The sequence below is a fragment of the Entomomonas moraniae genome (assembly GCF_003991975.1).
Classification (GTDB): domain Bacteria; phylum Pseudomonadota; class Gammaproteobacteria; order Pseudomonadales; family Pseudomonadaceae; genus Entomomonas; species Entomomonas moraniae.
Genome location: NZ_CP029822.1, coordinates 2,361,778 through 2,386,336, shown reverse-complemented (window position 1 = coordinate 2,386,336; position 24,559 = coordinate 2,361,778). Strand labels below are relative to the sequence as shown.

At 36.6% G+C, this 24,559-nt stretch carries 14 protein-coding genes and 1 tRNA gene; 5 read left to right on the top strand and 10 right to left on the bottom strand.

The features are described 5' to 3' along the window. Positions 1–88 precede the first annotated feature (88 nt). Positions 89–1,018: a universal stress protein gene (locus DM558_RS11110; protein WP_164731448.1), complete on the bottom strand. Its 930-nt coding sequence runs from the start codon at positions 1,016–1,018 to the stop codon at positions 89–91. Positions 1,019–1,194: 176 nt separating this feature from the next. Between DM558_RS11110 and DM558_RS11105 the strand changes: the two genes are divergently transcribed. Beyond that, a tRNA-Pro gene (locus tag DM558_RS11105) sits at positions 1,195–1,271 on the top strand. Positions 1,272–1,595: 324 nt separating this feature from the next. Here the strand turns inward: DM558_RS11105 and DM558_RS11100 are convergent. The 5 genes from DM558_RS11100 to tssI form a co-directional block, all read right to left on the bottom strand. Further along, positions 1,596–3,905, bottom strand: a complete 2,310-nt coding sequence (locus DM558_RS11100) for a lipase family protein (RefSeq protein ID WP_127164071.1) — start codon at positions 3,903–3,905, stop codon at positions 1,596–1,598. 9 nt (positions 3,906–3,914) lie between these two features. After that, positions 3,915–4,724 carry a hypothetical protein gene (locus DM558_RS11095; protein WP_127164070.1) on the bottom strand — a complete coding sequence of 270 codons (810 nt, stop codon included), beginning with the start codon at positions 4,722–4,724 and terminating at the stop codon, positions 3,915–3,917. Positions 4,725–5,272: 548 nt separating this feature from the next. After that, a complete protein-coding gene (locus tag DM558_RS11090) occupies positions 5,273–6,148 on the bottom strand; it encodes a DUF4123 domain-containing protein (RefSeq protein WP_127164069.1) in 876 nt (291 codons plus the stop codon). Continuing rightward, entirely contained in the window at positions 6,123–7,148 is a 1,026-nt protein-coding gene (locus tag DM558_RS11085) for a hypothetical protein (RefSeq protein WP_127164068.1), read from the bottom strand. Before DM558_RS11085 ends, DM558_RS11090 begins: the two co-directional genes overlap by 26 nt. Next, the gene (gene tssI / locus DM558_RS11080; RefSeq protein ID WP_127164067.1) at positions 7,149–9,506 is read right to left on the bottom strand and encodes a type VI secretion system Vgr family protein; all 2,358 of its coding nucleotides are present in this window, start codon (positions 9,504–9,506) and stop codon (positions 7,149–7,151) included. It abuts the gene before it with no gap. 460 nt (positions 9,507–9,966) lie between these two features. Here tssI and DM558_RS11075 point away from each other — a divergent pair, with 460 nt between their 5' ends. From DM558_RS11075 to DM558_RS11060, 4 genes are all read left to right on the top strand, one after another. Then, positions 9,967–10,248, top strand: a complete 282-nt coding sequence (locus DM558_RS11075; RefSeq protein WP_127164066.1) for a hypothetical protein — start codon at positions 9,967–9,969, stop codon at positions 10,246–10,248. Positions 10,249–11,655: 1,407 nt separating this feature from the next. After that, positions 11,656–12,822, top strand: coding sequence for a hypothetical protein (locus DM558_RS11070; protein WP_127164065.1), 1,167 nt, complete (start codon positions 11,656–11,658; stop codon positions 12,820–12,822). 17 nt (positions 12,823–12,839) lie between these two features. After that, complete coding sequence (locus DM558_RS11065; RefSeq protein ID WP_127164064.1) at positions 12,840–14,879, top strand: hypothetical protein; 2,040 nt, start codon at positions 12,840–12,842, stop codon at positions 14,877–14,879. Next, positions 14,872–15,258 carry an SEL1-like repeat protein gene (locus tag DM558_RS11060; protein ID WP_127164063.1) on the top strand — a complete coding sequence of 129 codons (387 nt, stop codon included), beginning with the start codon at positions 14,872–14,874 and terminating at the stop codon, positions 15,256–15,258. Before DM558_RS11065 ends, DM558_RS11060 begins: the two co-directional genes overlap by 8 nt. Positions 15,259–15,321: 63 nt before the next feature. On the opposite strand, the gene DM558_RS11055 is transcribed toward DM558_RS11060, so the two are convergent. From DM558_RS11055 to DM558_RS11040, 4 genes are all read right to left on the bottom strand, one after another. Continuing rightward, entirely contained in the window at positions 15,322–18,369 is a 3,048-nt protein-coding gene (locus DM558_RS11055) for a type III restriction-modification system endonuclease (RefSeq protein ID WP_127164062.1), read from the bottom strand. 9 nt (positions 18,370–18,378) lie between these two features. Continuing rightward, positions 18,379–20,316, bottom strand: a complete 1,938-nt coding sequence (locus DM558_RS11050; RefSeq protein WP_127164061.1) for a site-specific DNA-methyltransferase — start codon at positions 20,314–20,316, stop codon at positions 18,379–18,381. Positions 20,317–20,393: 77 nt separating this feature from the next. Continuing rightward, on the bottom strand, positions 20,394–21,062 hold the full coding sequence (locus DM558_RS11045; RefSeq protein ID WP_127164060.1) for a DUF4391 domain-containing protein: 669 nt from the start codon (positions 21,060–21,062) through the stop codon (positions 20,394–20,396). Between the two features lie 16 nt (positions 21,063–21,078). Then, the gene (locus DM558_RS11040) at positions 21,079–24,348 is read right to left on the bottom strand and encodes a helicase-related protein (RefSeq protein WP_127164059.1); all 3,270 of its coding nucleotides are present in this window, start codon (positions 24,346–24,348) and stop codon (positions 21,079–21,081) included. Between the last annotated feature and the right edge of the window lie 211 nt (positions 24,349–24,559).

The window sequence follows — 24,559 nt, the reverse complement described above, 5'->3', positions numbered from 1 at the left end:
TCTTATCTTTTGTGGCTTTTTAATGTATTTACCTATTATAAACTACGTTCAAAAATAAACTTGTTTAGTTTATTACAGGGAGTAAATATTATTTTGTATCACCGTGCGTTGGTGGTTGTTTGGGGTGAATAACTAATAAATCACATTCTATTGACTCTAGAACACGCTCTGCTGTATGACCTATTAATAGATTATCTAAGCTTCCCCGCGCGACGGCACCCATAATCATTAAGCTGATATTGTGTTGTTTAATAAAGTTAGGAATGACTTCTTCTGCAAATCCCTCTAACAAAAACTGGTGGTTTTTAGTAATTTCAGGATAATGGCTTAATAGTCCTTCAAAGGCTTCTGTATGCTCTTTAACAAATCCTTTAAAATACTGTTCGTAAGCTTCCGACTGTTCGCCGCCGAAAAGCTGAGGTTTTGGCATGGCCGCATAACTATGCAAATAATCAGCAGAGATATTAAGTACTTTACTGAGCGCTTGTGATATAGAGATGAGCTCATTATCTAAATAAGCCGGTTTATCTGAAGTATGCAATGGGTCTAGAGCAACGCATATATTGTTATTATCCCAGTCACTGTGCTGTACTAACCATAATGGGTATTTGCAGTTACGTATCAATTGCCAGGAACTATTGGTGATAAATAGGCGCTTTATCATATTTTCTGAATAAGCGCTTTTAAAAATAATGTCAGGTTTAATCTCGTCAGCAAAGATAAGAATTTCTTTATAATAAACCTTGTTCCAACGAACGGTTGTATTTACGGTTATGCCTTGTTCTTTTATTGGTTGGACTAGACTATCAAGCCATTTTTTTTTGTTTGCTAAATAGGAGTCTTTTTCAGCTTTTTTCTCTTTACTAAATGATAAAAAACCATCAAAAGAAGACTCATAATTGACCAATAGAATCTCTAATGTTGCAGAAGATTGCTTTGCAAGACATACGGCTCTTTTCAATGCAGGGTGTCGATTGTGTTTTTCATCTACAACGACGAGTAATTTTTTTAATTGCATACTGCCTCCCATTGCATGTTAATAAACTTATTTTTATACCATACCAGTATAAGCGATCTAAGCATAACTTAGAAAACATATTATTCTTTATCGGATTATACATAAAAATAATACATATTAAGGCTACTTTTTTTATTAAATTTAGTGTATTATTTTCCCCCTTAAAGCTTGTTTGTCGGGGCGTAGCGCAGTTTGGTAGCGCACTTGCATGGGGTGCAAGGGGTCGAGTGTTCAAATCACTCCGTCCCGACCAATTAAATCAACCAGTTACATTCCTTTATCATTTGTTCGTAGTCCATCTTTTTAATTACCGTCCTAATTTCGTCCTAAATTTAAAAGTTGTTAATTAGTAATCATATAATTCCTTTTTTTTATTTCGTGGGTATAAAAAAATACCTAGAGGGGCGGTCAAGCAAATTAAAAGAGGTAACTTTTATCCTACTCTCTCTATTTTTGAAAGTGTATTCTTTTAAGTTTTGAACTATTTTTAATAGGCATTTCTTAATTAAGATTTGAGTTAAAAGAATACGCTTTTTGTATTCATTCTGGCGTATTCTTTTGGGTGTAATTATAAGAATTAAATTTTCTTTATAACAGCCACCTCTTGTGGTCTTTTCTTTACAAATTCATTGTCTTTAATTTGCCAGTGCTCATAAATTGAGTTAATCTCACTATTTTGAGAAACATCTGCTCCATAGAGTTGTTGAACTGTTATTTTTTCCGAAACTAGAGTTTTAATTCTCGCCCGATCTAATTCTACCCGTGCGATTTCTTTTTTTAGTTGAGCAATGACTGTTTTATAATTTTTGTTGTTTCCCTCTGCCTCATCTATTTTAGAATTGTAGTCTATCATGGAGTTTTTAGGGGAATAAATATGATCCACTTGATTTAGTGCTCTATTATACTGGTAGTCAATAATTGCTTTTTTAGATTCAGCTAGTTTCCACTGTTCATCTTCTAATTTACGCTGGTACTCTTGCCATATTTTTTCTAAAGTTTCGGCCTCTTCTTTAGTAACTACAGATTGATTGTTATCTACGGATTTTTTCCATCTTAAAAAAGTACTGTAACAAAATGGAATATAACTATTAAACATATAGTGATCGTTCATCTGTTTTAATTGCTCTATAAAATCAGCGCGTTGAGGTAAACCTGCGGGTGCGTCTATGGCAGGTGAACAAACAACAGCTCCTTTACAACCTGGATTCCACATGATGACATCGGATAGTAAAGGGTCAGAGTGTAAAGAAAGCACTGAAAAATGCTTCAACTCTCCATGATGTTGATAGGTTGAAGATGCATGGTTATCTGTCAGTTTAACCCCAAGATATGCAGCAAATGACATCAGATAAGATTGTCCCGGTGGGCCAGGCAGAACTGCACCTGCAACGCCCCCATAGATTTTAAACTGGGTTTCATTGGATAAAAACTCACCTGGAACGCTGGGAATCGGGTCATTTTCCGCCACCATACGATAATGTGTCAATATCGATTGCTTTACAAACTCTGTATTTCCTACTCGTGGCGAACCGAAAGTATAGAGAATGGTGTTCTCTATTTTTCTTATTTTTTTAATCCAATCTGCTGCTAATGTAGCAATCGCACCACCTAGACTATGCCCGACTACAATGATTTTTTGATCTGAATAAAAACGATCTAAATAATCACTGATAAACCCTCTAATTACCTTAAATGACTTATAAAATCCGATATGCCCTCTAACACCATCAGGATATTGTTCCATTTGCACCTGTACTGCTTTGGCATCCGTAAAAAAATCTTGGGTTTCTTGTGTACCACGAATAGAAATCAACACGATTTCATCTGAATGGGTAATAAATCCTTGGGTGTCCATCCCTCCCTTTTTATTTTTATCATCAAAAAAATGAATTTTCTTAGGCGTTTCAGCCTCGTCGGGAATCTCACGACGATTATCAAGGGCTTCTTGGTATAATTTATTAGCGGAGTAGATTTCAGGATCATAAGGGGCTATTTCAAAGCGCTTTGAGTAAGGAACTTCCTCTAATAGAAGTCCAAAGCGCTGTGGGTCACCGATGGCCTTACCATAAATACCTGACTCATAATGATTGGCTAACTCGCTGATAAAAATACTGTTAATCATTCCCGTGCCCGACTTTTGAGGATAAAAATAGCCGTTAGCAACAGGATTTTTGAAATAATCGCCAGGAATAATTTCTTCTTCAAAATCTCTATAACTCAGCGCGCCTAAGATACTGAGTTGGTAAAGATTAAGACTTGAAAACTCATTAGATAAGGATAAAACTGGACGATAAGCCCTTAATGGTTTGACTTCTAAAACATGTTTGTTCTTAGTTTCAAGTCCTATGCCATATTGAGGGATACTTTGTCTTTTACTCCCCGAAATATAACCTCTAATATTGTAAGCTAACGTAAACTCCACACGTGGGAACTCAATTTTACTACGCCATTTCGTTCCGAACACGGGTAAGTGGCCCACATGTTCCACTAAATGCCGAACTTCAATATCTGGATGGTAAATCGTACCGTCATTAAAGTTGGTATGCCACCCCGCAACGGCTTCAAATTCATCTTTTGTGAGCCATTCTGTTTGTTCAGCCGCGTATTGAAGTTGGGTGATAGGAAGAGGATAGGCATCTCTATCAAGTAAATCCTCATAGAACTTTTCTCCGCCACGGTACTTTTCGGCAAAGCTTAAAATTACACCACCACAGGGTAAATCGTCATGCTTGGCTGAGCCACTGCCATCCAATACCCCCTTATGCACAGTCCCCTCACTGTCTGTCAGTAAATACTGCAATCCCCCATAGGCTTTGCCATTACCTTGCTGATCCACTAACTGAAACTCAACCCAACATTGATTATTACACTCTAAACATTCAACCATTATTCGCTCCTATTGTTCCGTGCAGTTGGGGTAAACCGTGCAAGTTTTGCCATCCATTTCAAAGGTAGAGAAGGTCGGTGGTGTTTGACACCGTCTTGTTGTTTCTGTTTCTTGGCACAGCCTCCATCCTTGATCCGTTTTTAACCATGAACCTTCAAAATAAGGTTTTTCCTTAGGATTTAACCTAAAGTCCACCGTCACTATTTGTCCTGCCAAGTTGTTTCTGGCTAAATAAAAATTCAGCTTGCCTTGTTTGAACTTATCCTCTGGTAGTTTCCACTGCTCATCCGGCGCTTTACAGTTTAATATTTTTATTAATCCTTCAGGCATGATACGAAACGTCCATTGGCATAAGGAGCGGTAGTGTAAGGGCTGCTTGTCTAATAATTTTTCATCACGGGCATTATAAAAACCAATACCAGCCGCAAAACGGTCGCCACTTTCTTTATCATATTTCTTGCCATAGAGCATATACTCTCTGTATTTACCAAGGGCTTCGATATTGATGGAGCGAATTGGTAAATAACATCCACTAACCCTTAAAAAAGTCGGTAGGGTGAGCTGATAGGTTGAATCTTGCTCTTGTCTAGCTGTTTCTGGGTTTAAGTACATGTCATAGCTTTTTATTTTTTTATGGGTCACACACTCATCCGTTCCTTGTTTAGGCTCATAGCGGACTTTAAGCACTAGCTTGATTTGGGCAGGTACTTCACCCGTTAAGGTAAAGTAGGTGGTTCTTTTGGCATAAACCACTCCACCACTGATAATAGTTATCATCAGTAATGCTAAAATAACTAAATATTTATTCTTTTTCATCATTATAAATCCGTCAAAGATGTATATAGTTGATAAGGGCAACTAATACATTATGAAAAATAAAATAGATAATAACGCTCGCTATAACTATTGATAATAAAGACGTTATTACATTACTTAATGAAATTATTTTTGTATTTTTTACTTCATAATATTTAAAAACAAAAATACTTGGTATTATCATACCAATATAGGTGAGCAATAATATAAACCCAGTGCTTACTAGTAATAGTTGATAAGTATCTTTAACGTATAAAGAAAACAAAATAGTTAATAACAAGTTAGTTAACAGAACAATCTTGTGTAATTTATTTAATGTAATCGTAGTACACAAAAAAGTAATTAAAATAGAAGAAATTAATGTATACAATAGGGTACTAGATACAAACTCAACTATTGAGTGCTTAAGTGTTGGGATATAAATAAATTGCTCTATTCGATTTAGGATATAAAGCTTTCCACCGAAAACTTGTAAACCACCTAAGAAATTAAATAAGCAAACAAAGACTAGTAGAAAAATACTTTTAGTCACTAATGGATATAACCATTTTTTATAGTTTACTGGCATCAATTGATAGCTCGTTATATTCAAAGTCTTTATTAAATACTGCTTTGCAGCGCTCATAATGTGCCTGAGGCGTTTCATCAGGCAAAGGCTGCCAACGCTGATCATCGCGTTGCTCTTTATCAAGCCGTTGTAAAATATACAAGCGCTGTTGTTCTTTGGTTGGCCATTGCCATTGATCAGTTTGATTTAAGGATTCTTCAACCCACTCATACAATGGATAAATATTGGAAGCATAAACACTGTTACTGTAGTTATTAAGTAACCAACGCATGGTATTTTTTTGACGCATTTCTTTATCAATGGACTCAGGCTCTGGGATAGTTAACCAAGGGCGTTCTATTGGGTTAGGTCTTAACTTGGGATCGTTATTTATGAATTCTTGCCATTGTTTTTGTTCATCATTCCAAGCCATAACACTGTTAATAGGACCGAGTAATAAGGGGATTTGTTGTTCTGTCAGTTGGCTAAGATGACGAATGATAATACGATTATCTTGAAAGCGGTATAATGCTCTGGGCTCTTCTTCAATAATCATTCGATCGTGCCAGTGACTAACCAAATCTTGTAAGCTGTATTGGTTATCCATACACACAAAATAACCCCAGTTTTGCTCTGGGTGCTCTACAAAGGGTTTTATCTGCGCTTGCTGCGTCTTATCCAACAAAATAAACCACGGACTAACTTCTTCTAACGAGGCAAGCTCCGTATTCTTATATAAACAAGCAATGGTATCTATTTGTGTGGGCTTTTGACTAAACCATGTTTTTATCGGATTAGGTTCTGCTGTACTATCTAAAATCAAATAACATTGACGGTTATTTTTTTGCTGTTTACTAATCCAGTTCACGATGTCCATCATTCCCTCTTGGTTGGAGTGGGTTAGCTACTATCTGATTCGGAGGAGGGTTGAGTGCAGCGGGAATTCTTGAAACGATCATTATCCCTTTAAACATCTTCCTAAAATTTTCTATTGATTCAATCCTACGAATTCTAGCTCCCCAACTAATAAAAGTGTAGCTAATCTCTTCATTATTAAGCGTCAGCTCCTCAACGACAACAAAATGATCTGCACGTGCTTCATTATTAGTTCTAAAACGGCCTACACCTTCGTTATTAACTCTATAATGATTATTATTTATAGGATTAAGATCTACGACATCCTTTTTTCTATATAGTCGATCTAAATAGCTACCATGTATAAACGCAACGGCATGAAAGTTATTTGGATGATTTTGCTGCATCTCAAGAAATTTTTCGATTGTTTGAGTTAGCTGAACTTCACTGAAGGACCATCGTAGACCAAGAGTTGGCATATCATAAAAAAATGTATTGGCGCCTGCTTTCTCAAACCATTCAAGAATTCTACTAGGTGTCGTTACTCCTGCAAGATTCCCATGATGATGCTCGTCTACTTCAATAAAATTATTTGAGGTTTCTCTTAGCCCCATTAGAGTCATCCAGTTTATTTGATTTATATCTCCAATCTCCCCAGGTCTAGAATGCCTACAGGATCTACTTGGTTTAATACGTAGCCTACCTATATCTGCTACTCCGTCTTCCCTTAAATTATCAACTACTCTTTTATAAGTTCTAAAACTTTCTTTTAATAAACAATAAAAAAATGCAGCAGGACCGCAAAGCCCCGTATCTTCTTGGTTTACAATTGTATAATCATTGGCTCTCCCAGTGCCATCAATTTGTGCCGCTTCATTAATTCCATCGATATAATCTGCTAGCTCGTCATTTACCCCCTCTTCATTAAAATTAATAAAGCCTGCTCTATGAACTACATTAACTTCAACGTTTTGAGTGCGCAGACGTCTCAAACAGGTAATTGTTTTTTTTATTTTAAAGGCCATTTATATAAAAACCTCCATTGTTTGATTATCTTTTACTTTAACGTATTTAGTCTTTCCTTTCTCATCAGATACACCTTGTATAGTCTCGCCATTTTCTAGCTTAAGAATATAAGATTGGTTATCTAATACTTCACCTGCTTCTGTCATCAGCGTCAACTGTTGATAAAAATATTCAGTTCCTTCAACCTCTTGCTCAAGCCTCTGCGCATTGTTTTCATAAACCAATTGGCTAGCCAGAGGGCAAAGAGAAGAACGCGACGCTATTGTTTTACGTGCATTTAACACGGGAACAGGTGAAAAAGTAGCAGGGACAGCTTTCTCTTTGCCTGTAATGGCCACAGGCACAGCCGGTGTCCCCACCATCGGCACACCCCCCGTCCACACAGGCATGGTCATCCAAATTCCCGCAGGATTTAACACAATATGCTGACCTCCTGCCTTAAGCGTCAAAGACAAGCCACCATCAATCACTATTTGCCCACCTGCCTTCAAATGAATTTCTTGCCCTGCCTGGGTAGTGGTACTCGTTCCAATGGTTTTATGCTCTGAAAGTCCAACTTCTTTGTAATCGTTTAACATCACCTGTGTTTTGCGGTCTTGGTCCGTTAACCTATGTTCTTCCGCTTTATTGTGGGTATAACGATTGGCCTTGATGGTTTGTGAATGCTCGTTATTCACTTGCAAATGGCTGTTATTATTCACCTGTACCGTATGGTTATGTTTTGTTAATTGGTCAAAATCACGCTGCGCTTGGACAAAGATTTGTTCTTCCCCTGCCTTGTCCTCAATCCTAAACTCATTCGAACCGACACCGCCTTTACTGGATGAAGTCTTAAACACACTCTTGGTTTTATGAGCAGGTAACTCATAAGGTACTTTATTCACCCCGTTATGCAACGCCCCCACAATCATCGGAAAATCTGGGTCGCCTTCCTCGTACTCAATCAACACCTCCATGCCCACTCGCGGAATAGCCACCGCCCCATAGCCATTATGCGCCCATCCTGTGCGCACTCGAACCCAGTCAGAACTGTCCTCGTTATACTGCCCCAAACGATCCCAGTGACACTGAATTTTTACTCGTCCGTACTCATCACAATAAATCTCCTCACCCGCTGCGCCTGTCACAATTGCGGTCTGAGCGCCCAATACTTTAGGCTTAGGATGCAGTTTTTGCGGACGGTAAGCAGTATCCCTGGGCGATAAAATCGTTACATTACGATAGCCCTGGGAAAACTCCCCAACAGGAAACTCCAATGCGTCATGGATTGGAAACACAAAATACTTGTTTAACTGGCTACCTTGGTGACTACCCTGTGCACTGTGCTGATCGCCCATTGCCTCCAACACACTCGGCTGTTTCCCTGCGTGGCGTATCTCTTGGATTAACCAATAATCCCCCACATCCTCTAACGGATGATCGGACACCTCCACAAAAAGTCCTGCGTGCAGCCCGATGACATCACTGTCCATTTCAGCCAGCACTTGATTAGTCCTAAAACGCTCTAATTCGATCTTAGCGCGCTTTTTAGCTCCACCCTCATCCAAATGCCTACTGGGATAATCATACGCCTCTAAGGCGATTTCTGACGCCTCATTGAGCTTTTTACTGGCCAACCCCTCGGCACTGCCTTCGGGAATCTTCATATTAGTAAAATTATAATTGCGAAACGCCGTTTGCGTGGTGACACTGCTCAACGCAATATCGAAGCGCCGAGCGACACGCTCATCGGCCACAAATCCCGTATCCGATTTATAGGTAATCGCCTCATCCCGCACCTTAAAAAACGGATTGGCATCCGCAAAAATAATCTTATGACGGTCTTTAGCATGGGTAAAATAATAAAAAATGCCTTCACTTTCCGCTAAATGATTAATTAACTCATAATCACTCTGATCGTATTGGGTCGTATACTCCCGCTTTTCATAAGTTTCTTTCAAGGTAAACTCAAAATCCAAACCCTCCGCCATGCCATACTCAGTAAGCACCTCTGAAATAATCTCAGACACACTCTTTTTGCGGAACACCTTTTGATTCATACGGTTCTTCAGACTGGACAACTGAGAAGTAAGAACCACCCGAAACAACGCATAATCCTTACCGATCGCCCCACGGCGCACGTGCTGAATAACGCCATGCATGCCTGAGGACTGCTCACCATCAAAGGACAAAAAGGCGGGTTTAGACAAAAGCTTGGTAATATCAAAGCGCAAATGGTTACACACCAACACCACTTCCACCGCATAATCCGAAGAAATAGCCTCTAAGGCTTCAAAGGAAAGGACTTGTAACTTAGTTGACGTCTCTAAGCCTTCAACAGTAAAATGAAAATGCGTTGAATTAGCGGCTTCAAACATAAGAAATTCCCTATAAAAACCAAAAAACCATCAAACGAAGCACAGACGACGTTACAGTGCGGACAATAAAAACCATAAAGAGATTAAGGTAATAAAATTATCATCAAAACTATCTAATATCAAGAGTAATTGTAAGCCACTACATGCTAGTAAAAGCATTGGGTATTAAAATTAAAATAACTTGCCCTTTTTGCATGGCTAGTTTTACAATGAAAACACTGTAGCAAATTCTACAGGATGGGCTTGGCAGCTCATAAACAAGAGCACATAACTAGAGTTTTTAGTTATGTTCTAAATAGCTTCGTCTGCATTTTATGGCGGGCTGTATACGGGACACCCTCTGGGGTGTGCCGATTCTCTTGTTTCGGTCTGCCAACCTGTGTACAGTTCCGCCTCCTTAGTTTGTTTTTGAAATCTAAAAAATAGTAAGGGGGCTTCATTCTGATGCAGGAGTTATGTAATGACCGATTCACAAAGCAGTTCTCAATTTGTTCCCTTAGTTAAAAGATCTCAATGTACGAGTATGAATGTGTTGTACTTTGACAGTACCGCGCCCGCTAAAAACTTGTTGGATTGCGCCACTAAACGTATTTATCTAGCGGGTGATCTTTCCACTATCGTTAATGAAGTCGATAATCTCCCCACCAAAGCCATTAAAAAAATGGTTCTCGCCAGTGAGTTATTAAGAAGTGACTCGTTAGCATTAATAGAAACGGTACAAAACCGTTATCGAAGTAAATAATTAAATGTAGTGTTAATATGTTATAAAAAGGCCTGTTGATTAATGGGTCTTTTTTATGGGCTTTCAAAACTAAAAACCAGCATTTTAAAGTGATTTTTAAACTATAGTTTTCTGTAGTAGTTAGAGGATATAAATTCCATTTTGAAACTCAAGTTTTCTCTAGTAGTTTGAGTGTTTAACTTTTGGCTATATGCATTGCTATCCAATAATCATAGAAGAATAAAAAATATTTGATTGGAAGTGACTAAAAAACCTTCAAAACAGTTTGCTATTTTATTTGTTCTTACGCGCGCGTATTGTTGTAAAAACTCTACGTTATCTCTGCTTTTTCTTAGTTACTAAATGCCATTAATCACGTTTTTAATGTCAACATTTGACAACATACTTGGTTTTGAAAAAAATGCTTAACTTTTTATTTCGCGGTTGTAAAAGAAAGACTGAGGGGGCGGTCAACAAGTATTTTGCTTTGAACATTTACCTACCCCCTCCCTATCTCTTTCTATTTTGCGATCTAATAGGCTTTATTTGACAGTTAATACAAGTTATAGTTTTTGATTTAATTGCTTTAAATGAGATATTGAGAGCCTTAAAGCACTAACTAATTATTACTACAAAAGTGTTGTAATTAAACTCTTTGCTGAGTTGCATTTATTGTTATCTTCTTTGATTATTTAGCCAAGCCCAAATTGACTTCGCTAATACGTTACTAAAACCATCTTTGGATTATGTACGAAAGTTTCGTAGTTAAAGCTTTTTTGACAAAACTGCCATTCAGTTAAGATTTAACTTTAATCTGTAAATACTATCCTTTTTAGGGACTCGCAAAACCCTCTTTACGATGTCGGAAAATTAACCTCTAACGTGTACGAAAATTCATTTTTTATGCTTGCCTCGCGTGCGCGCGCGTACTGGTCGCAAAACTCTTTACCTCTACAGATAATCCAACAATGGATCATGTTGTTTTAAAAGCAAAAACCAAACTTGGATTGCATTTTTAATGTCAGGTTTTCTCAGGTTCTGCTGACCAATAAATAACAATTTCAATGACTGGTTTTACCTAGTAGTTTTTAGCTTATAAATATTATTTTACAACCGTAGTTTTCCGTAGTAGTTACCTTTAGCAAAACTGGAATTTTTAGCCTCCTCACATCTGAGGAGTTATCTATTACTGAACAATGCATCATGCCAAAATGACCGATGGCCACCTGTAGGTATTGCTCTTTTTTGAGCGAAACTAACCCTCTTGCTTGCTGGTTTACATACGGGATAATCTCGCATGTATTTTTATTACGCGCGCATATCTGTCCGAAAACTACTTTTAATCTAATAGATGCGTCCAATTTAATGCTGATCTATTAGACTATGAAAAAATAGATCAAATAGAACAAATGATGAAGGAACAAAGCAATGGCTAATGGCGATAAAATAACGACTAACCAACCTCCAAAAGCAACAACAGATACAGAAAACCTTGTTGGTTTTGCTTATCAAACAGCAAACGCCATTACCGTGGCATTACAAGATGCGGTGAATGCTACCAAGCCTGTACGTGACCGCATAGTGGCTTGTAAAGATACGGGGTGTAGTACAAACAAAAAATTCTACGACATCATCTACCTACCCCAAAAAAGATGCTTCTGGCTAATCAATAAAACAACGGCAGACTCCCTCGGCAAAGCAGCCAATGATTTTAACAAAGCAATTACCCTCAATGTGCCAGAGCAGCGTTTAGAGGCACTCAGTAAATATAAAATAACAGAACTCTTTCTTACGCCAGACATGTTCAGCTTTCTAACCGATGCTGAACAAAAAGAATATAAAGAACAACAAAAGATAGTTCATGATGTGATGGAGGAACAACAAAGAAAGATTAATGAAGAAGGCTTTTTCAATCGAGCAGGTGTTGCTCAAAGTGAAATGTTAGCATCTGACTTACCGAAAGCTTCTACGAGAGTACTTGAATTAAGAACACTTGCCATACAACGCGCACGTACAAAAGGTTATGTTATTTCAGGCGATAAAGTTTACAGCAAAGCACAAGTTGATGTAAAAAAATACCTTACTGATTATACTGAAAGCATAGAAAGCATCAAAACAATCAAGGGTGATAAATACGAAAATATCTTCACCGCTATTACCTACTACCAAGCCCTGATTGAAAACTACACCAAACAATCATACGATGCCCAAAGCACCACTTACAATGGTGAAATTGTCGGTTTTACCGCATATTTAGAATACCTAAAATACAAACAAAACAGCATGAACGGGAAACTTGCTAACCATATCAACCTCATCAACAAACTGGCTGATCTAGGGATAGCTGTGCCTGAGTATGCCTTTTGCCCCCAAGATACCCAAACAGGGATCAAAGACTTTCTAGCCTACTTAAACCTAGTCGAAAAAAAAGAAGACAAACAAAATGAACTCGAAAGCGAATTCAAAAGTTGGCGAGAAGCCCTAGGCAATAAAGCAAGCCTAGTACCCACAGACACCTTTGAGAAAGACATACTCGAAATACTCAAGATTAACGATCAAATCATCGATAAACGCAAAATAGCCGAAAAAAAATAACCGACTCCCCCGTGCCTATGTTCTGTGTATGGGAGCCAGAACAATTCAAGCTTGAACCGGTTGAATTCCTCTTCAAAGCCGTCAACCCCCTGCAAGAATACTCAACCCCAAAAAAAGGCAATGAATCTTTAGGGCTTGCCCATTTATCCATCGCGGCATTATCAGAGCGTATTGAAGAAGACCTCACCAACCTCCTAACCAAAGGTGAAGTTGCCAGCCTTAACGACAACGACAACGAAATAGAACTTTTTGAGCGTTTTCTTAAAGAAAACCAAGCAAAACCCATTGCCATTGACGAAAAAAAATGGTTCTACAAAGACAAAAACAGCAACATGAGCATATTTTCCTACGTTGCATTTTTTGACTACTTAAAACAAGAAAACCTCCAAGTTGAAACCCTAAGCGATGAAGCCACCCAAAAAACATGGGGTGAAAAACTACAAAAAATCATCTTCTCAAGCGAAGTGATTCACAATATCATGCTATTTGATACCTCACCGGGCGCAGCATTAGTACGTTCACTTACCCTTGACCCAAAAATGCTAGCCACCAAGTTTGAAAGCTCTGGCCCCTCCCTAAAACTGGGGGCTTCAGAGGAGGATGACGAAGCAATAGACAACACCAACCAAACCCTAAAACAGAAACAAACGCACAATATCGGTGTAAAACCCAAATCACAACTGGCAACTGCTACTATCACCAGTGTTGAAACCAAAATCATGGTAGCCCCCCTTAAGGGCGAAGTCACCTTACTGGATATTACCTTCCCTCCCGAAGGCAGTACATTAAGAGAGTTTGATATCACCTACACCGACAAAGACAACCAACAAAAAACCGTACACCTTGGCGAATTCTTCATCAACTTTGTTGCAAAAGCATGGGGCTTTGCAGGGGCAAGCCTAATGCTAGGCGGTGACCTAAGCCTTGGTGTTAACAAAAGCCAATTTAGCCTAAGCAGTGCCTACAAAGCCTCCTCCAAACAACTTAACGCCAAAGTTGATATCTTTTTAGGCGTACAAGCGGGAATAAAACTATTAGGTGAGCTTCGCTGGCTACCCCCTGTCGACCTGAGAAACTTTGCAGAAACCGTGCAAATAAACCGAAAACGAAAATTTAACTACCGCATTGTTAGCCGCCTTGAAGTCTCTGCTGCGGTAGCGGCAGGTGCAGGCTGGACGGCAGAATTTGGCTTTGGCTTATTAGGCGGCAAGTTCTACTTCTACATGAAAGCCAAACTGATTTGGGGCGTAGGTGCCAGCGGCAATATTGCGTTTGAGATCGATTACGACTCCCTCGCCGACATCCTCCTAACCATGCTCTGCTTGATCTTAAAAGATGCCCAATACAAAAAGCTTGAGTTCGTAGACCAAAGTGCTTTTGAATACCTTACCACCGCCTGCTCTTTATTTGTGATGTTTGGCTCGCCTATTTTCTGGGTCAGTAGAACCCTGCCCGAACTGATGGAAATCTACAAAACCGTGACAGGGGTAGGAAATGTCGATAAAATAGCAGAACGCATCACATTAATTGAAAATGAGAAAAAACTAAAACCGTGGGTTAAACTATTACCCCCTGAATCATTTGGGCCGTTACTGTTTAGCTTAACAGAGATTCAAACCGAATGGGATTTTCCGTCTATACGTAGACGCAGCCCAAGGATCACGGGCTTACAGCAGCAGGCGATCAGTAATTTGTTGACATGGATCACCGAAGGGTTGACGGATTTTAGCAGCACTCAACCCAATACCGCGCAACTGTTATTCGAGAAGTCTTTAGCGCGTATGAATATTTTAGGCTATCGGGCGGATAAACCCAAAACAACCTATTGTGAAAACTTAGCCAGACTGAATAATTTTATGAGTTTTTCTTCTAATTTAAGAGAAGAAATTTACGAAAGAGTTAAATTAAGATTTGATCTCGCTATAGAAAAGCTTAATAAACATATGCACGGTAAATGTGTGCGTGTTAAAGAATTTCAACCCATCATCAGCGGCATGGAACAACAATCTATCTATTTTGATGTGTGGAAATACACAGGAACAGAAAAAGATGAATAACCTACTTAACAAACTTCTTCTTTTAGGGCTACTCACCTTAACTATTGGCCTAGCCAATGCTTTAACCCCTGGACAACAACAGGCAAAAAAACAAGGTGAAATACTCTATCAACAAGGGTTATGTGAAAAGCCAGCACCTTTATTAGAACTCGCGGCAAAAGCAGGTGATAGCGAATCACAATATTACCTAGGTGACTGTATAGAACGCCTAAACTCCATGATGACTAAAGAAGCCGCCTACTGGTTCGAACAGGCCGCCAATCAAGGCGATACCTGCGCCATGATGCCCCTTGCTAGAACGGATGATCTTTATAAACTACTTAATAGCTCTGATTATTGTCGCTTAATGCTTTTTGTAAGCTTTGCATATTCGGTTTAAAAGTAAATGAGCTAAATAGTTTAATAAAATATTCCATTAAAGTGAGGACACCTCTATCTAATCTTAGCTAATTACTAAATCAATTAAGTTTTCATAGGTTTTAACCACATGATATTTTACTTTTTCATCTTTTATTTGTGTATTTAATCGCTCGAAGAAACGATAGGCACAATTTATCTTAATTTCTTCAACTGTATTTAACTGCATAGTGGACATTGAACCTTTTGTTTCAGCAATAAAGAAAATGTGCTTAACAGATCCTTCTTTGAAAGCAATTGCCCAGTCTGGGTTATAATTGCCTAAAGGAGTAGGAATGACAAAACCATTAGGTAGTTTTGCATAAACAATTACTTCATTGCTCGTGTCTAATTCTTTGGCAAATGCTTTCTCAATATTAGATTGTGAGACTAAATAGTCGTAGATATGGTGTTTGAGTTTTTCTGTTGCTTGGCTAAAGTCTTGTTTAGTTTGGCTAGCCGTAAAAATATCGGCACTATATTTTTGCTCAGTTAGGTCATAACTTAGATGTTCAATAATAGTAGTGGCTTTTTGCTCATTAATTATACGAGCAACCTCCGTTATAAAATGCTCAGGATTATGTTTAAATTGCTCAAAGGTTACTTTTTGGATACCTGTTAATACCGCGACAATAGTAGCTCTTTTTAATTGAGTAGCTTCAGCTAACTTGCCCACTAAGTCATACTTAACTTTGGAATAAACAGAGGCATCATACATCTCCACCGAAGTCTGGATTTGATCAAAGCTTTTTCCTTCTTTTAGCTCTGTATCTGTCAAAAAATCTTTTTGAATACCCGATTGCAAATAGTATTTTAATTTTGTGACATTAAGTTCTTTATCTAGTGTGTTAATGGCTTTATGAATTAACTCGTTGGAATCAAAGGCTACTTTATAGACAGCTTTATGATTAATTTTTTGCCACAAATCTTGGAATTCTTTTTTATGGAAATTAGCATTAAGAGGATTAACCTTAGTCTTACGGCCATCTTCAAAGCTAGGTAGACTTTCTTGGCTATAAACTGCATCAATTAAGCTAAATAATTGCTCTTGATATACTAATAAGTCTTCTGGCATAACAGCTAAATTACCACTTGCTTTATCTTCATGATATTTAGGGGTAATGCTATCATCATCACTTATATAGTCGTTTTTCAGTAGATATTTATATATCTTTCTGGCCATTGTATTATCGATAGCTTGTTCGCCCTCTGGTGTTTCTATAACCTTATTAAGAAAGTAGGCTTCATTGGCTTTTTTAGGCCTATCAGAAAGAGAATCACCTATTTCTTTTTGTAAATTAGCCACAAAGTCTTTATAACTTTCATTAGCAATCACAGTTAATACGTTAATATCATGCACAGTGGCTGGGTGGTCTTGTCTTTCTCCATCCTGATTAACTGCCAGTCTTAAACCACGCCCTACCTCTTGACGGCGAGAGATAACATTACTTGTTTCTGGGTGTTTTAGCATACAGATAACAAACACGTTTGGGTTGTCCCAACCCTCTCTTAAAGCAGAGTGAGAGAAAATAAATCTAACGGGTTCATCTAAAGAAAGTAAACGTTCCTTATCCTTTAAAATAAGGTTATAGGCATCTACATCATCAGACAAGCCTTTTTCTTCTCCACGCTTTAGCATATTGGGGTCAGTTAGGCGCTTGGATTTCTTATCAATAGCAAAATAGCCTTGATGAGTTTTTTCTGGTTTAGTCTTTTCTAAGTAGTTTTTATAAGCTTCGGTGTCTAATGTTAACTCACTTAAAAACTCATCTTTTAATTGTTGATATTCCTCTTCAAATACACGAGCATAATCACCTTTTTCATCAGTTTGGCTGTAATCACGATATTTAATCACCTCATCAATAAAGAAGAGAGATAGTACTTTAATGCCTTGCCCATATAAACTCCTTTCTTTCTCAAGGTGTGCCCTAATTGTTTCTCTAATTTGAATACGTCTAATAGTTTCCTCTGTAATATCACCTGTTGCTTGCCCAGCAGATAGTATATGGCCATTAGTAAAATCCACTATATCTGTATTATAGTTAACATTATTAACAATAAATCCCTTGTACTGATCCAAACCATTAGATAAATCGTAGAGATTATCGCCTTTAGATAACTTTTTAGTAATGCGTTTGATAACATTTTTTTGCTTAATTTCCATTTCTACTCTAGCTACAGGGGATTGGGTAGAAATTTCTATCGCTTCTAAATAAAGATAAGCAGAAGTACCTGCTAAACCTTTGACTTCGACACCTCTAGGGGATATTTTTTTCACTAGCTTCTGATTATAAGCATCTAACGCATCAAGACGATAAACTTTGTTATAATCCTTTTTATGAGTGGCTGAATAACGTAATACCATTAAAGGTTTAAATTTTTCTAATGATTTTAAAGTACTAGAGCCCATCATTTTTTGTGGTTCATCTAGGATAATAATGGGACGATTAGCACTAATTACATCTATAGGTTTGCGAGATTGAAAATCATCTAACTCTTCATAAATTTTACGGTTATCTTTGCCTGTGGCATTAAAGGCTTGCATATTAATAACCATTACATTAATACCCGCCTCAGACGAATAACTTTCTATTTGATGTAATCGGCTAGAGTTATAAATAAAAAAGCGTACTTTTTTACCATAGCTTTCTAAAAAATGTTCAGCAGTAATTTGTAGTGATTTATAAACACCCTCTCTAATAGCAACACTGGGTACTACAATAATAAACTTACTCCAACCATAGCGCTTATTCAGCTCAAACAAAGTTTTAATATAACAATAGGTCTTGCCTGTACCTGTTTCCATTTCAACAGTTAAATTAATAGGCGCAATTTTATCTTTAGCCAGCTCATCAGCCATAGGTAGGTTTTGGTGGTATTGAATTTTTTTAATATTGTCTAGTAGTTGTTGCTCACTTAAAATAAGCTCAGCATTTTTAAAACCATCTTGGTTAAGTCCTAAACTATGTTGCTTGACTCGTCCTTTATCAATTAAATAAGAAATTCTATCTTGAAAAGGTTGGCCTGCAAAACACTCAACTACCGCATTAACGGCTTGAGTTTGGTAAGCTTGAATTTTAAACTTAAGTTTCATAAGCTCACCTTAAATAGATTTAATTTCGGTAATAGGAGATAATTGTTTAAAAATTTGTTCGGCATTAATTTTTACATAATCACTGATAAAACCATCATCCCTAAACACCATTCTAATAGGTTTAAATTGAGTTAATTGAGTAACTAAATCCTCTGTGATTTCTTTATCAAAGCAAGCTATTAATGCATTATCATCCACAAAGAAAATGGTTTTATTTTCGATGGTTTGTTTTTTGATGGGTAGGGTTAAATCGACACCCCAATCCAGTAATACCTGAAACAATAAATCATCAGGCGTACGATCAGCTTTAATATTTTCTTCTAGACCTTGTAAATTAGCTTGATCATATTGATCAGGTTGATAATAGATATCGTTCATATTAGAGGAATCGACCTTTAATACCCTAAAGCCAATATCTTTACTCCAGTTTGTATGACATTTATCGACGAGAATTTGCTGCCCTGCACGACGAATACGTTCTTTTGCAATTTCTGCTATATTGGGCGTTAAATTATTATCTATACAAAACTTATAAGCATCCTTTTGTTTTTTATCATTTTCAGCAATACGCTCTGGCAATTGAACAAGAATAAACTTACGACTCCCACCATCACTAGCGTTTAATTGTATTATTACTTGTCCCAAAGTACCACTTCCAGCAAAGAAATCTAAGAAAATACTATTTTTATCTGCTATATCAATTAACGATATCAAACGACTTATCAATTTTAATGGTTTCTTTCCATTCGAAAAGTAGACACCCCCTTCTTTATGAAGATTATTTATTCCAATATCTGTCCATATATCACCAATAGTATCTACTGGCACTAACTTATTTTCTATCTTCATTAGTTTATTACTAGCAAATAAGACCTCTTCACCATTTAATACATATTTTTCTAACCCTGTGGGAGATAGCACTTTATAAAATTTTCCATCTTTAGGCATGTGTTCAATACTAGTGCTAGTTGCTGTTCTAAATATTCTATTAGCATTTTTTATTAACCATTGCTCTTGATCTTTTTCATCTACTTTAGACAACTCAGCACCCAGACTGGAAAACTGCCAGTCTTTTACATTATCTTCTATATTTTTAATAATACTTTTATATCTTGATAAAACAGCTTCCCATTTAGAAGGAATAAAAATCTTATTTAAATTAGCATTGCCACTCTTTGAAAAGCAAACAATGAACTCCTTGATTTTAGGTAGTTTCTTATTAATATGAGACATCTTAACACCTGACAAGTGAGACATTTTTACAACAATTGTGGAGACAATATTCTTCTCACCAAATATCTCATACATAACTGTTAGTAAATTATTTATCTCATTATCATCTACTTGAATAAAAATAACCCCATCATCACTTAACAAATTTCTAGCCAACTTTAAACGGGGATAAATCATAGATAGCCAATCGGAATGGAAACGTCCATTACTTTCTGTATTGGCCACTAGTCTATTATTGTCAAGGTCTTTTTGATTAGAGCGTATTAAAAATTCTTCAGTTGTTTCAGCAAAATCATCCTTATAGATAAAATCCTCTCCTGTGTTATAAGGTGGATCAATATAAATCATTTTTACTTTGCCTAGATAGGTTTCTTGTAATAGTTTAAGGGCATCTAGGTTATCCCCTTCAATAAACAGGTTTTGAGTGCTATCAAAAGCCACACTTTCTTCTGGGCAAGGTCTTAGAGTTTTAGCAATAGGGGCATTGGCAGCTAGTAGTGCTTCTCTTTTGCCTGGCCAGTTAAGTTGATAACGCTCTTGTGGACCTTCTACTATGCTGTGGGCTAGTTCTTGTTTAAGTTGGTCAAAATCTATTGTTTGTTGTAGTTGTCCCTGCTCATCCTGTATTTCTGTCACGCAGTTAGGAAAAAACTCTTTAATTTTTTGGATATTTTGATTGGTTAAATCAGGGCTGTGCATTTTTAACTTATCCATTAAAGATTTCCTATAGTGATAAATAACAAAGGGGAAGTATAGACGGAAAGGTTAAATTGTACACTAAAAGCTGACTATTACCCAATAAGCCCTGCTATCTCTTGTTGTAATTGCTTGATTTTGCTATTGATGAGTAGTTTTTTATTAAATTGTTTTTCTTTTAGTAAGCGATTTTCAGCTTGACTGAGTTGTTTAGTTTTACTATTTATCTGGCTAATACGCTCAATAGTATCTTCCAATTGCTCAGTTGGTTTAGCGACATAGGGTAGTAATGAATGAATTATTTGCTGATAGAGATGAGCAAGTGTTACTGCCACAGGTAATGCTTGGCGAGCTGATGTAATACTTAACCAAGGGCTTAAAAAATAATCAGAAATAACCCATTTATTATTATCTACTTCATTAGGTCTTTTGTAGGCAGCTATTAGTTGAGCTTGATCTCCTTTAACTACTTCAAATAGGGTAGGAAACTTAATTACTTGATCTATTGCTTTTAAGGTAGTTAAATCTAGCTGTTGGCCTTTAAGTGTTAGGGTAAATACTTGTATTTCAGGTACTGGTGAGCTGTGAATTAGGTTAATAGTGCGGCTCGCTAGTACATATTGCCATTGAATTTGTTCAATTTGAGTAATAAATAAGTTTTTTAGTGCTTGATTTGGTTTTATTTGTTCATAGAGTTTATTTTTAGGTAAAATTCGCCCTAGTTTGGCTTGTTCAGGATAGGCATAGAGGGCTTCTAAAGGCATAGTAATATCATTTTGACTATTTTATAACAATAAAGGCTATTAGTTCAAAATCATCTAGCCCTGTGATGTTATTAAGAAATGCGGTCGTTTGTCCAGTAGAAAAAAGGCTATCTAAGTCTTTTTCTGCTTTAACTTGAATAATACTTTGAATGGATTGAGTTAGTAAATTGGAATAGTCTTCCATTTGACGTCCGTCTTGGGTTTCTTGATTAAAATAGGTACATAGCTGATTAATAGGCTCATTTTTCCCTTTGCAACTGGTTCTAATCTTATCAAGAATAGTTTTAACTTCTAAATGATTGGCTATTATTTGTCCATCTTGTGCTATGTAGATAAGGTAGTAGGGATGCAGGCGGTTTTGTTGGTCTATATTAACGCTATTATTAATATTTCTTAGAGCAAAAATAACACCTTGCCTGATATCTTTGTCAACATTGACCGCTACAACTGTGTGTAGCCCCGTAGGTAGGTTTTTAGGCTCACCGTATTGTTTAATATAATTAAGTAAATCCATTCTAAACTCGTTAAGGCCAAGGTCTGTAATAGAAATTCCTGTTTTAACATCTTCTAGCTCTATTACTTCTTCCTGTAAACGCTTCAGTTGTTCTTTACGGTAAGATACATCATAGTTTTGGTTAGTTAAAACATTGTCATCTCCTGTTGCGGTCACATCAACAATAGTCATGCGACTTTCCACTCTTTCCCTTAGATTAATATACTCATCCAATGAAATATCAGGCCAATAATTTACTAATTGAATGCTTTGGTTAGGTGAACCTATACGATCAACTCGACCGAAACGTTGAATAATTCGTACAGGATTCCAATGGATATCGTAATTGATAAGATAATCACAATCTTGTAAGTTTTGTCCCTCTGAGATACAGTCGGTAGCTATTAGCATAGCTATTTCCTCAGGTTCTTCTCGCAAAATACTGGCTTTAGATTTTGAAATGGGTGAAAAAAGGGTTAGTACTTCTTGTAAATCGTAATTTCTATGATTTGTTTTTAATGTGGATTTGGGTTTACCCTGTCCACCTGTTACCATTGCTGAATGGAGCTGATAATTGGCCCATAGATCGGTTGCTATATTTTCATACAAGTAGTTAGCTGTATCAGCAAAGGCTGTAAATATAATTATTTTTTTATTACCTGCATTTATGGGGTATTCAATTTTATGAGCTATTTGTTGTTTAAGGTGCTGTAACTTACTATCATCTATGGGAGCAATTTTTTTCATTGAAGTTAATAAGGTTTCTATCAGATAAAGATCTGCTGCTAAGTCCCTTTGCCATGAGATAATATCCATATCAGCTAGTTTTATTTTTATTTTATTGCCTATGGCTAAATCATCTGTATTAATATCATCGTCTTCAGCTTCTAAGTTCTCCAATCCTTCTACTAGGCTAGTAACCGTTTCTATCCCCCCTTGTTTTTGGAACTCTTCAATAGTGGCTAGCACTTGCTGATGATTATCATATAAACTTTGCAATGTTTTACAAAAGGCATAAACAGAACTTTCTAAGCGTTTGAGTAGATTAGTCGTCATTAAAGCTAATAGGCTTCGTTCTCTATCTATTTGTCTTAATTTACCTCGCCCGCCACTGACTTCTGTATCGTAAAGTTCTTCATAGATAGCTAAACGGCTAGGTAATATATAGCTAATAGGGGCATAAATTGACAGTTTAAGGGAGCTAAGACGTTCAAAAATCCTATTGATGGAGTCAACATCTGTTCTTACAGTAAGTGGTGGCCGAAAAGATAAGGGCTTTTTACGTTCAGGAAAATGGCCTATATCAGTAGTATCGTAGAAGGTTTGGATATGTTTTCTAGAGCGCGCTATAGTGACACTATCTAATACCTCGAAGAAATCAAACTCTAAAGAGTCTAGTATAGCTTTTGCTGTCCTCTGCTCTGGGGGTAGTTTTGACCATACATTAAATGCTGTTTGTGCATTTTTGAAAATCTCTTCAATACTTTTAAGGGTATGAAGCTTTTTGCTTAAATTACTTGAGTCCCCTTCATAAGCTAGTGCAAGCTGATTTCTTAAGTCTATAAATCTATTATTGACAGGCGTGGCTGATAACATGAGCACTTTAGTTTTTACACCTGCTCTAATAACTTGATTCATCAGCTTTTGATAGCGCGTTTCTCTATCTTTAACTGCATCATTATTTCTAAAGTTATGTGATTCATCTATGACCACTAAGTCATAGTTACCCCAGTTGATTTGATTAAGAGGTGTACCAAAAGATTCACCTGTGGTGCGAGACAAGTCTGTATGACAAAGTACATCATAGTTAAATCGGTCTTGTGCAAAGAGATTAGTTTTTAAATTACGATTATAAGTTAGCCAGTTATCTGCTAACTTTTTGGGACACAATACTAGTACTGATTTATTGCGTAATTCGTAATATTTGACTACTGCTAATGCAGTAAAGGTTTTTCCTAGACCTACGCTATCTGCCAAAATACAGCCATTATAGGTTTCTAACTTATTAATAATGCCTGTCGCTGCATCTTTTTGATAGTTAAATAATTTATTCCATATTAAGGTATCTTGATACCCAGTGCGGTCATTAGGTAAGACATCTTCATTGATATCTTCTAAAAACTCATTAAAAATATTGTACAAAATTAGAAAATAAATACGTTCTGGTGAATTTTCTTGATAGACAGACTCTATATGTTGGCAAATAGTTTCTGTTACATCCTCTAGTTGATTTGGATCATTCCATATTTGCTCAAAAAGTCTTAAATATTGATTAGTTGAACTTGCTTCATCAAATTTATTTACATAATTAGAGATGCTATTACCTTTTTGATAGCCAAGGTCTACTGCTGTAAACCCGTTAATGGGGATATAAGCAGCTGGTTCATTTCCCTGCGTTAACAAAAAAGATTGCATAGCAGCATTAGTTTTATTAGAGCGAAATTTTGCTTTTTCTCTTATCCATTGTGCACACTCTTTTGCGATAGCTCTTTGAGTTAATTGATTTTTTAGTTTTATTTCAAACTCAGATCCATATAAATTTGTTTCCCTATCTAATTTAGGGATATAAAACTCTTTTTGTCCTTTTTTTAGTTTGTCTGTTACCTCTGCCGCCACAAAGGTAGGCGAAGTAAAAATAAATTCAAATGATTCTATGTTAGAAAATTCTTCTTTTAATGCTTGATATGCATAAATAGAGAAACAAGAAGCAGCTATTTTTAGCTTGCTATTGGCTTGCAAGGATTGTTTTAGATCATCACCCAATAATGTATTGATGTTATCAATTATTTTCATGAAAGAACTTCTATTTTGCTAGTTTTAATCATTAACTTTAGCGAATAAGAATGTTAAATAATGGATATGGTTTTAATTATCAAATATTCAGCTCACTGCAGTTTATAACAAAAAAATAATATATAATATCATTTTGAAGAGTATCGTTAAATTGATAATAGTAGTTTAAAAAGAAAAATATATTCTGTTATAAGTTTTAAATGTAGTTTAT

What these genes read in the sequence shown, in the direction of transcription:
- DM558_RS11110 (WP_164731448.1), bottom strand. Translation starts at nt 1,018, where the DNA reads ATGCAATTAAAAAAATTACTCGTCGTTGTAGATGAAAAACACAATCGA.
- DM558_RS11100 (WP_127164071.1), bottom strand. Translation starts at nt 3,905, where the DNA reads ATGGTTGAATGTTTAGAGTGTAATAATCAATGTTGGGTTGAGTTTCAG.
- DM558_RS11095 (WP_127164070.1), bottom strand. Translation starts at nt 4,724, where the DNA reads ATGATGAAAAAGAATAAATATTTAGTTATTTTAGCATTACTGATGATA.
- DM558_RS11090 (WP_127164069.1), bottom strand. Translation starts at nt 6,148, where the DNA reads ATGATGGACATCGTGAACTGGATTAGTAAACAGCAAAAAAATAACCGT.
- DM558_RS11085 (WP_127164068.1), bottom strand. Translation starts at nt 7,148, where the DNA reads ATGGCCTTTAAAATAAAAAAAACAATTACCTGTTTGAGACGTCTGCGC.
- tssI (WP_127164067.1), bottom strand. Translation starts at nt 9,506, where the DNA reads ATGTTTGAAGCCGCTAATTCAACGCATTTTCATTTTACTGTTGAAGGC.
- DM558_RS11075 (WP_127164066.1), top strand. Translation starts at nt 9,967, where the DNA reads ATGACCGATTCACAAAGCAGTTCTCAATTTGTTCCCTTAGTTAAAAGA.
- DM558_RS11070 (WP_127164065.1), top strand. Translation starts at nt 11,656, where the DNA reads ATGGCTAATGGCGATAAAATAACGACTAACCAACCTCCAAAAGCAACA.
- DM558_RS11065 (WP_127164064.1), top strand. Translation starts at nt 12,840, where the DNA reads ATGTTCTGTGTATGGGAGCCAGAACAATTCAAGCTTGAACCGGTTGAA.
- DM558_RS11060 (WP_127164063.1), top strand. Translation starts at nt 14,872, where the DNA reads ATGAATAACCTACTTAACAAACTTCTTCTTTTAGGGCTACTCACCTTA.
- DM558_RS11055 (WP_127164062.1), bottom strand. Translation starts at nt 18,369, where the DNA reads ATGAAACTTAAGTTTAAAATTCAAGCTTACCAAACTCAAGCCGTTAAT.
- DM558_RS11050 (WP_127164061.1), bottom strand. Translation starts at nt 20,316, where the DNA reads ATGGATAAGTTAAAAATGCACAGCCCTGATTTAACCAATCAAAATATC.
- DM558_RS11045 (WP_127164060.1), bottom strand. Translation starts at nt 21,062, where the DNA reads ATGCCTTTAGAAGCCCTCTATGCCTATCCTGAACAAGCCAAACTAGGG.
- DM558_RS11040 (WP_127164059.1), bottom strand. Translation starts at nt 24,348, where the DNA reads ATGAAAATAATTGATAACATCAATACATTATTGGGTGATGATCTAAAA.